Below are 10,546 nucleotides of genomic sequence, written 5' to 3'. Positions count from 1 at the left end.
GCCGCAGGCATCCGTCGCCTGCCATGTCCGGGTCGCGTCAAAGGTTGTGCCGCAATGACCGCTGGTGTTGGTCACCGTGCTGACGATCGTGATCACGTTGCCGCCGCTGTTGTCGGTCGCCGTCGGCGGATCAAAGGTCCAGGCCGTCCCCTGTTGCACAGTCTTGTTGGGGCTGGCGCTGCAATCGATCACCGGCGCCGTCGTATCGACAATCGTCACCTTCTGGCTGCATTGTGAATTGTTGCCGCAGGCGTCCGTGGCCTGCCATGTCCGGGTCGCGTCAAAGGTCGTGCCGCAATGACCGCTGGTGTTGGTCACCGTGCTGACGATGCTGATCACGTTGCTGCCGCAACCGTGAATTGCTGCAGGCTCGTCAAATGTCCATGTGGCACCAGCCTGCACAGTTTTGTTGGTCGAACATGTAAACGTCGGCGGAGTCGTATCCACAATGGTCACCGTCTGACTGCATTGGGCAGTGTTGCCGCAGGCATCCGTCGCCTGCCACGTCCGGGTCGCACTGAAGGTCTGACCACAAAGAGCGTTAGTTGTGGTGCTCACGACGCTCAGCGAGTTGGAGGCGGCGGCATCGCTGGCCGCGGGAACATCAAACGTCCAAGGGGTGCCACACTCGATTGATTTGTCGCTCGCGCAAGTCAACACCGGCGCCGAACAACCAGGGGTCACCGTTGTGAGCCATGTGGAAGTGTTATCGGCATAGTTTGCGTCGTCTTCCGAACTGAGAATCTGGGAATAATTAGTGACGACACGGCCGACGGGGGTGTTGATATTGATGACAGCTTGAAAGGTTACTTGTCCGCTGGCGTGAGCGAGGACATTGGTGAGGTCCCAGAAGATGGTGTTGCCGATGAGCAGAGCATTGGCGGAGAGACTGTTGGCGTCCACGGTGATTTCGGGTGGCAGGATGTCGCTGATCTGCGTTCCGACGGCGGAGTTGGTGGCCGCCTGATTGGTGTAGGCGAGTGAGTAAGTGATAGTTCCCCCTTGCGGAGCTGTGGCGGGTCCCGTCTTAACGATCGCGAGGTCGGGCTGACCCGGTCCGGGGCCTGGCTTGTGAATTTGGAGGTTGCCCATGGACTCCGGATCGCCCCGGAGCATCAGCGAACTGCCGGTGTTGAGGTGCGCGCCTGCTGCCAGCCGTGCGAGAAACTGGATCGTGGCGGTTTTGTTATCCGTGACGCTGACTGTGAAGCTGTAGCTCCAATCACCAACCAAAGGCGCAGTGAGCTTCGGCGGCGTGACAAAAACGACGTTGGGCGAGGCAGTGAAGTTGTAGAGGTTTTGGAAGCCGGGCGTGGTGCCGGTAATGTGAGGAAACGAGATGGTGAGCATTTGACTGTTGACGGGGCCGCCCGTGATGCGCACGCGGCACGGAATGTAATCCAGTTCCAGCCAGTTCTGAAGGTTGCCGGCGAACCAACTGCTGGCGTTACCTTTGTTTTGACCTTCCAACACGAGTGTTGAGCCGCGGCTTGCGCCGCTGACAAAGAGCAAGGCGAGTAACGCCAACACCGTCGCTGCACAATTGGCTTTCCGGTGCAAACAAATCTTGTCGTTCATAATGGGTAGAATGTCCTCATGTTTTCTTCCAACTGATGCACCGTAAGTCGCACCGGCCCACCTCACAATCGGGGAATAGCACCGATGATGCCCCGGAAAACTAACGGAATGCAGTCCAAGGGAATCCCCTGGGGTATCCGGGAAGCATGGAAGATCAGGCGATGGAGCGGGAGGTCAGGGTCGCGACCGACGTGGTCAGGAGGGAATGCCGCGCTGCACCCAGGACGTGGCGTATTGCGTCAGTGCACCCGCATCCTTCAAGGCGAGTTTGCGTTTGATCTGCTCGCGGTAATACTCGACGGTCTTGACGCTCAGATGGAGTTCGGCGGCGATGTCTTTGGTCTTCTTCCATCGCCCGATCAACTGGAAGACTTCCAGTTCGCGGTCGCTCAGACTCTTGACCGGGGATTGGTGAATGTCGGTCTGCCCGCGGACCTGTTGCTGCAGCATCTTGGCGCCGAGCGCGTCACTCACGTAAATGTTTCCACTCAATACCCGGCGGATGGCGGTGGGTATTTTTTCCAGCACCGCCTCTTTCATCAGATAACCCAAGGCGCCGGCGCGGAAAGCGATTTCTGCGTAGATGGCTTCATCGTGAACGCTGACGACGAGCACCGGCAGACCGGGATGTTGTGCCTTGATGTTGCGCATCAATTCCAGGCCGCTGCTGTCCTTGAGCGCAATGTCAGCGATGACTAGGTCGGGCTTCAACCGTTCAATGGCGCTCAATGCTTTCGAGGCGTCTTCCTCTTCGCCACAAACGACAAGGTCGCCCTGGCGGTTGATCAATTGCGCGATGCCGAAACGCACGACGGCGTGGTCGTCCACCAACAGGATGCGTTTCCTGCTGTCCTTAGGCCCGGTCTGTTTCGTATGCGCCATGTCTCACCGATCCGTTTGCCGTCCGACGTGCCACTGGGGCCGCGCACAGCCTTGCCCACACTGGACGCCGGTCATCTAACCTCAAACCTCCGCGCGACGCAAGTTGGAAGCCAGCTCGGTTCGTTGCGGCGTTGGAGGACACCACGAACAAAGCGAACACCAAAATGAGAGAAGCAGAAACCATGTTGGGTGCCGTTGCTTTGGTAAGCGGCTTTTGACCTGAAACCTGATAGCCACCGTAGCGTCACGGACGCGCGTTGACTCTGAAGTAAGCCGGTGAGGCTATCGGACCGGGCACGACGAACACGTTGGTGATCGGCGTCGGCGGTGCATTGGTGTAAATATCATTCCACGGTCCCGCAAGGCTCGCCGCGCGTTGGATAATCTGCCAAAGGCGGGTCGGACCGGTCCAGTTCAGAACCAGGTTTCCATTTTCATTGTGCACGCTGGTGAACTCGAGTTGTGAGTTCACCGCGGCGGCCAGGTCCTGTCGTGACAGGATCAAGACGCTGTACGGGCCGATGGCGATTTCACCGCTGCCACCGGACACCGTGACGCGGGCGCTGCCCAGGTTGCCAAAGTCAGAACCGTACCGGGTCGAATCAGAATTGAGATTGGCGTACCACACCCCGTCGGCCGGCCAGCCGGAAATCCAATAACTCGGGATTACGGTGTTGGCAAAGTTGAGCACGACCATCACCTGGTCATTCGGGCCGGCGCCCCAGCGATGGAAGGCGAGCAGTTTGTATGTTGTGTCATCGCGGACCACGTGCCAGGTCAGGTTCGGCCCGGTCAGGCCAAGGCTGACGCCGTCCAGGTTGCGCCGAAGTTGAATCAGGTCGCGATAAAATTCCAGCACTCCCGCATACGTGTTGGTGCGCGACCATTGGAGCGGGTTCCCGGTTCCAAATTGGTTCACCTCCAACAATTCCTGCCCCATGAACAACATGGGAATACCAGGTGTCGTCAGCACCGTTGCCGCCGCCAGCATGGAACGTTTGCGCGCCCAATAGCTGTCGGGTGTCGCTGGATCGATTCGCTTGGGCAAACGCTGATTCGCCGGACCGTTGAGGTCGCCGACCAAATCGTGACTCTCAGAATAGAGCACCCGCGCAAAACCAGCCCCGCTCATCACGGCCGACAACACATTCATGTCCCTGTCCGCGTCGCTCGTTTTGGTCACTTGAGCGATCAACGTGTCCCCGAAACCTGTGTTCCACTGCGCGTCAAAATCCATGCCAGACGAGTCGTCTTCGGCAATGCTGATGGAGTTGCTGTCAATGACGGCCGAGTTGATGTATTGGATCAGCGTGTCCGCTTCGGGAATGGACACATAACCCGGATCGTAATGTCGCATCGCGCCCACCGCATCCCAGCGGAAGCCATCCACGTGATACTCGTCCTGCCACATGCGGATGTTATCAATGATGAACGACCGAACTCCTTCGTTGGCATAATTGGGACGGTTGCCCCACGCTGTGCAGCAGATGCCTGAGTTGGTATAAACGTAGAAGCGGTTCGCTGATCCCGTGTCGAAACCAAACAGCTCGAAATCCGTCGGGCCCCAATGGTTGTGGACCACATCCAACAGAACGCGAATGCCGCGCCCGTGCGCGGCGCGCACGAATGACTTCAACCCGTCCGGCCCGCCGTAGCCGCTATTTTCAACGGCATAGAGGTCCGCCGGATTGTATCCCCAACTGTTGTCGCCGGGAAATTCCGCAATCGGCAGCAACTCGACCGCATTCACACCGAGCGCTGACAAGTGATCGAGTTTCGCAATCGCATCCATAAACTTGCCCGGCCCGCCGGAGGCAGGGGTCGGATCATGGAATGTCCCGACATGCATCTCGTAGATGACCAAATTGGGCGCGTTGACGGCGAGACGCGCATCGCCCATCCAATCGAACGCACCAGGATCGTAGATGATCGAGTTGGCGCCGGGGGAATCGTAGCCGCTGTAAGTCACCTTGCGGCTACGCGGATCCTTCCACCAATAGCTTCCATTGATGAAGTATTTGTATTCGTGACCGGCTCTCGCGGCGGGAATGTCCGCGGACCAGAGCCCTGACAAGCCTTCTTGCACCAGCGGATTCGCAGTCGTGCTCCAGCCATTAAAAGTGCCCGGCACGTTTACGGATGCGGCGTGTGGTGCCCAGACCCGAAACGTGACGCCAGTCCCCGCCGCATCAGCGTAGGGAATTGAACCCATACCCGGTCTGCTGGACTGCGCGAGGCCCAACGCCGGATCCCATGCGAACAAACCGATGAGCGCCAACCGGATCAACCAGAACTGGTGTCGCGAGAATTTACGAACGGGCGGCGCCGCGCGCTGCGTGGCCATGGCGCCCACGCGTTGCGGGTAGCACGCCGGCGCGCACTGGCCGGCGTCAGTTAGGAGTTCGACAGGCATTCGACCCGGAACGACGGTCGTCCCGGTTTAGCTGGATACCATTACTCCGATTGCGGCGGTTCGCAAGCGGGCAGGCGACGGTGCAATGAGCTTGATTTCGAATTCTCGAAACACCGAAGCAGGCCGATATCCGATGGCCCAAATACGCTCGTGCAGCAGGGCGGAGCAATGGCTCCAAAGCCAACCGCTGGATCAGGAGCGTTCGGGCTTCGGATTTCTTTGGCATCCCGGAAGTCGAACTTCGGATTTCGGGTTCCGTTCCCAGCGCTTCCATCTCGGCCGGTGTTCTTCCAGCGCCGCTTTTCTACACGAAGCGCAACCGACCAAACCTGGGAATTGGTGACAGCGTGCAAACTTTCCGGGATAGCGCAGCCTCCAAGATAGGCTGGGGAAGCCAACGAAGAGGGTTGCAATGAAACCGACGGGACCAAATCGTTTAGCAAAAGGAACTGAATGAAAATCCAAATCGTAAAAGAACTATTGGCTTTGATCGGAGCCGCGACTTTGCTGGTTGGTTGTGCAACTCCCGACCACCGCGCGGCGGGTGGAATGGGAAATGAGAGTCAAACGATGTCCGGCCGAGGTTCAAACGCTTCGGCGTTTTCCGACAACCCGTTCAGCTTCGGGGCGGGCAGCGGTATTTCACGGGCTCATTAACTGGTCGCTCTGACGAGTGGGCTTCACGGAGTCGAGTCTGTCCCGCCTCTGGGTCTGTTGATCAGCGACCAGGCCGACTCCGTGGTCGCGCTTCGCAGCCGCAGGCGGGCGCAGTGGCCTCGACGCATCGGCCGCAGGGGAGTACAAGTTCAAAAACAAGATGATCCCGGCGCGACAGCCATCGCCAGATTCGATCGAACGGGTGGAGTTGATCCGCAGGCTGCCGTCGAGATGGCACCGGACGAGAATTGCGGTGGCGCCTGAAATCGATTTGTAGAAGTATCCCAAACGCGGGAGCCTCCCCAAACCCCAATATAACTCGAGCGCGACGGCGATTTTGGTTTCGGATGAAATGGTGTAAGTTGAGAAACCATGAATTTGGACTTCTTCAAGTTTGTGAGCGAAGTGTGGCACGACAAGCCTGTCATTATCGTGCTCTGTCTTGCTGGTGTTTTCATTTTTGTCCTCCTGGTCATTGACACTTATCTCCATCGGAAAAAGCGCAAGGAGCGCCATCGGATCACGCGATTTCACTGAGAGGTGAGAGTCAGCACGGCATCGGGATGCCCGCCGGTTGGCAGGCAGTCCGCTTTCGCGTTCCGCAATTTTTATTTACTCAGCGGTTCGAGTTCGGTTATCGAATGTAAATTCAACCGAAGATGATAACTGACCAACGGCTACTGCGGCTCTGCTGGCGTTGGTCGATCCGGCTGCCCCGGCTCGTTCTCGTTTGCACGTGTGTAAACGCGACTGTCCGCGCGCGCGCGGGCGGGCCGATCAACCCAGCTCCCACCAAAAACGTCGCCGCCATCGTTACCGTTTATCGGCATAACGCGCACGCTGACGTGATCGTCAGCCGCCTGCTTCAGACCGACACGCTCGACGGCAAGGGCAAGGACTCTCCGCTCAAGCTCGTTTCGCTTTACACAGACCAGCGACCGGCCGACGACATCAGCCGATTGCTCGCCGCATCCCATCGGTTTCGGCTCAGCCAGACGATTGAAGATGCGCTCACCCTTGGCACCGGTCGGCTGGCCGTGGACGGTGTGTTGCTCATCGCCGAACACGGGGATTATCCCAAATCGCCCACCGGCAATACGCAATATCCCAAACGGCGGTTCTGGGAGGAAGTGTTGAAAGTCTTTCGAGCCAGTGGCCGCGTCGTGCCGGTCTTTATCGACAAGCATCTTTCCGACAATTGGGCGGACGCCAGATACATTTACGACACGGCGCAGGAGTTGAACGTTCCCCTGATGGCGGGGTCGTCATTGCCCGGCACGTGGCGGCATCCGCCCGCTGACGTCAAACGCAGCGCGCGCATCCGCGAGATCGTCGCCATCAGCCTGCCCACGACGGATGCCTACGGCTTTCACACTCTGGAATTCGTTCAGGCCCTGGCAGAGCAACGTCAAGGGGGCGAGACCGGCATTCAAGCCGTGCAGAGTTTTTCCGGGGAAGCGGTGTGGCGCGCGTTTGACGAAAAGGCGTTCGACGTTCAATTGTTCGAGGCCGCGTGGCGGCGACAGTCACAACCGGAAAACCACGCCCGTCCGCTCCGCGAAGTCGTCCGCGAACCGAAATTGTTTCGCGTGGAATACGCGGACGGCTTGCGCGCACATCTCTTGGAGTTGAGCGGTGCCGCGACCGGATGGACTGCCGCATGGCGCTACGCTGACGAGGATCGCCTCGAGTCCTCGCAGTTCTGGACGCAGGAAGGCCGGCCGGCGATGCACTTCGCCTTGCTGCTGCACGGCATCGAACAGATGATGTTGACGGGCAAACCGACGTGGAACATCGAACGAACTCTTTTGACCAGCGGCACCTTGGACGCCCTGCTGGTTTCGCTCAAAGAAAACCAGCGGCGCATTGAAACTCCATATCTGATGCTGAAATATCAACCCATCTGGCGCTGGTCAGCACCGCCGCCGCCACCGCCGATGCGACCCTGGTCTGAACAATGAAAACGAATTGGAAAGCCAGAAAAGGAATCTTGCGCGGCCGCCCAAGCCATGAACCCGCGCTCGACCGACCCATCCCCTACCCCTCCCAAAAGTGGAGCAAAGAACGGCGGATCGTTCCTCTCTTGGGACCGGCCAGGCGTCGGCGCACGCGAAGGGCGAGCCTGATGATGGTCTGCTTCGTCGCGACCTTGGCAATCGTGACCCTCAATGTCCTCCACGCAGCCGATGAACCCCCTTTCGGCATCGAACGCCGGATTCCCTGGACCACCTCCCGTTTGGTCGGCTCACCTGATCCACCGTTGCGGTACACCGTCGAAAGGACTTTCACGAACCTCGAATGGAAGCTGCCAATTTTCATCACTGCGGAACCGGGAACGGACCGGTTGTTCGTCATCTTGCAAGGCGGGGAGACGAACAAACCGTCGCGAATCCTCCAGCTGCATGATGACCCAAACACGGCGCAGGTGGAAACGTTCCTGGCGCTAAGTAACCGCCTCGTTTACAGCTTGGCGTTTCATCCGGGCTATCACACCAACGGCTACATCTTTGTGTTTAGCAATGGCACCACGTCCGAGCAGCAACGCACGAACCGCATTTCGCGCTACTTCGTAGCGCGTCATCCCCCATTTCGCTGTGATCCCGAATCAGCGCATCCCATCATCGAGTGGCATTCCCAGGGCCACGACGGCGGTGGCCTTGTGTTTGGGAACGATGGGTTGCTTTACATTTCCAGCGGCGACGGCTCCAGTGATTCGGATGATTGGGTGACCGGCCAGGACCTCAGCGGGCTTAACGGCGGTATTTTGCGCATCGATGTCGATCGCGCGGACGCCACGCAGCCTTACGCCGTGCCGAAGGACAATCCCTTCGTTGGACGTAAAGACGCCCGACCAGAAAAATGGGCCTACGGTCTGCGCAATCCCTGGCGACTGACCGTCGATCCCAAGTCCGGTCAAATCTGGGTGGGCAACAACGGGCAGGACCTTTGGGAAACGGCCCATCTGGTGGGTCGCGGTGAGAATTATGGATGGAGCGTCTATGAAGGCAGTCATCCTTTCTACCTTAACCGCAGGCTCGGTCCGACGCCGGTCGTTCTGCCCACCATCGAGCACAGCCATTCGGAAGCGCGCTCGCTGACGGGGGGCGTCGTCTACCGCGGCGCCGAGTTTCCAGACCTCGACGGCGTTTACGTTTACGGTGATTACTCGACCGGCAAAATCTGGGGCATGCGCCACGACGGGAAACGCGTGACCTGGCACCATGAGTTGGCGGACACCGAACTGCAAATCACGGCTTTCGTCGTCGATCAACGCGGCCAACTGTTGATCGCCGACCACGCAGGCAACATTTGTCGTCTGGTTCGATCGCCCAAACAAAGCGCGATGCCCACATTCCCGACGCGCCTGAGCGAAACCGGTTTGTTCGCTTCCACTCGCGCCCACCAGGTGCAGCCCGGGGTGATTCCGTACTCGGTGAATGCGCCGGCGTGGGCGGATGGTGCCTCGGCTGAACGATTCATCGCGTTGCCCGACGACACTCGTCTGGATTACAGCTCCACCGGCAGTTGGAATCTGACCAACGGCGCGGTGCTCGTGCAAACACTTTCGCTGGAGCGCGAGGCTGGCCACGCGGCGTCCCGCCAGCGCCTCGAGACGCGGCTGCTCACCCGTCAATCCGGTCAGTGGGTTGGTTACTCTTATCGCTGGGACGACGCGCAATCCGACGCGACGCTGGTTCAGAAAACCGGCGGGCAGAAAGAATTCGTGATCCAGGACCCTCGCGCACCGGGCGGTGTCCGCCGACAAGTCTGGCATTATCCGGGTCGTGCGGAATGCAGCGCCTGCCACAGTCGCGCGGCCAACTTCGTCCTCGGTCTGACGGAACAGCAGATGAACAGAGTGCATGATTACGGCGGCGTCAAAGACAATCAGTTGCGCACCTTGCGCCACCTCGGCCTGTTCACCAATTCGCTTCCCAAGTCCCTGACTGGACTGACGGTAGCTTATTCGCCCTCTCCCCCCTCCGACTCCTCCCTCTCCGCAAAGGTAAGGGGAGAGGAGGGTGGCACGGAAGGGGGAGAGGCCCACTTGGAATTGGTCAATCCTTACGACGTAACCCAATCCCTCGAAGCCCGCGCCCGCTCATATCTCCACGCGAACTGTTCGGTGTGTCATGTCGGAACCGGGGGCGGCAACTCGAAAATGATTCTTAGTTTTAGCACCAAAGCGGACGACATGAATGTGATTGGCGCGCGACCGCAACACGACACCTTCGGCATCAACAACGCGATGCTGGTTGCGCCCGGCGATCCAGATCGTTCCATTCTGTTGCAGCGGCTGTCGCGGCGTGGACGTGGCCAGATGCCACCAGTCGTCATCGCGACAGTGGACGAGCAGGCCGTCGCGCTGTTTCGCGAATGGATTCGTGCCATGAAGTCCGCGCAACAATTTGTGCGCGATTGGACGATGGACGACCTCCTGCCAAAGCTTGAGCAGGCCAAACAGGGACGCTCCTTCGACTCGGGCAAAGCTGCCTTCAAGCTGGCGGGTTGCGGCCAGTGCCATCGGTTCGCCGGCGATGTTGGCAGCGTCGGGCCTGACTTGACCGGTGCAGGCCAACGACTGTCATTGCATGACCTGCTTGAATCAATTGTGCTCCCCTCAAAGGTCATTGTGGAAGGATATGCGGCGACTGAGATCGAAACGAAATCCGGCGAGATCAGCAACGGTCGAATCGTGCGCGAGGACGACCAGGTGGTGGTGGTTCTTCCCCAGACGGCGACCTTGCCCCGTGGAGTATCAGCCAGCACCACGCCTGGGGTTGGCCGCCCGGCTACTCCACAGGGCGAGGATGCCATCACGATCCGCAAAACCGATATTCGCCGACGTGAGTTGTCGAAGGTTTCGAACATGCCCGCCGGGATTCTGAATACGCTCCAGGAAACTCAAATTCTCGACTTGCTGGCTTATGTGATATCCGACGGCAGTTCGAATCATGTCGCGTTCGGTTCTGGTGCAGCCGCAATTCCGTCAACAAAATGAACCTTCAACCCGCC

7 protein-coding genes are annotated in these 10,546 nt (G+C 59.0%); 3 read left to right on the top strand and 4 right to left on the bottom strand.

What is annotated here, in order from left to right; all coding sequences use genetic code 11:
* The 3 genes from HY298_05785 to HY298_05775 form a co-directional block, all read right to left on the bottom strand.
* Positions 1-1,578, bottom strand: a 1,578-nt coding sequence (locus HY298_05785) for an HYR domain-containing protein (protein MBI3849787.1), incomplete at its 3' end; no start/stop codon positions are given.
* Between the two features lie 195 nt (positions 1,579-1,773).
* Positions 1,774-2,460 (bottom strand): response regulator transcription factor, encoded by a 687-nt coding sequence (locus tag HY298_05780; protein ID MBI3849786.1) that lies wholly within the window; start codon positions 2,458-2,460, stop codon positions 1,774-1,776.
* Between the two features lie 244 nt (positions 2,461-2,704).
* Entirely contained in the window at positions 2,705-4,873 is a 2,169-nt protein-coding gene (locus tag HY298_05775; protein ID MBI3849785.1) for an alpha amylase C-terminal domain-containing protein, read from the bottom strand.
* Between the two features lie 453 nt (positions 4,874-5,326).
* Here HY298_05775 and HY298_05770 point away from each other — a divergent pair, with 453 nt between their 5' ends.
* On the top strand, positions 5,327-5,530 hold the full coding sequence (locus tag HY298_05770) for a hypothetical protein (GenBank protein ID MBI3849784.1): 204 nt from the start codon (positions 5,327-5,329) through the stop codon (positions 5,528-5,530).
* On the opposite strand, the gene HY298_05765 is transcribed toward HY298_05770, so the two are convergent.
* A complete protein-coding gene (locus HY298_05765) occupies positions 5,516-6,046 on the bottom strand; it encodes a hypothetical protein (GenBank protein ID MBI3849783.1) in 531 nt (176 codons plus the stop codon). The two genes, HY298_05770 and HY298_05765, sit on opposite strands and share 15 nt — an antisense overlap.
* Positions 6,047-6,189: 143 nt before the next feature.
* Between HY298_05765 and HY298_05760 the strand changes: the two genes are divergently transcribed.
* Positions 6,190-7,491, top strand: a complete 1,302-nt coding sequence (locus HY298_05760) for a hypothetical protein (protein MBI3849782.1) — start codon at positions 6,190-6,192, stop codon at positions 7,489-7,491.
* Positions 7,488-10,532: a PQQ-dependent sugar dehydrogenase gene (locus HY298_05755; protein MBI3849781.1), complete on the top strand. Its 3,045-nt coding sequence runs from the start codon at positions 7,488-7,490 to the stop codon at positions 10,530-10,532. The genes HY298_05760 and HY298_05755 overlap by 4 nt, the downstream gene beginning before the upstream one ends.
* Positions 10,533-10,546 lie beyond the last annotated feature (14 nt).

The sequence above is a fragment of the Verrucomicrobiota bacterium genome (genome assembly GCA_016200005.1).
Lineage (GTDB): Bacteria > Verrucomicrobiota > Verrucomicrobiia > Limisphaerales > PALSA-1396 > PALSA-1396.
This window is presented reverse-complemented; position numbering and strand designations above follow the sequence as displayed.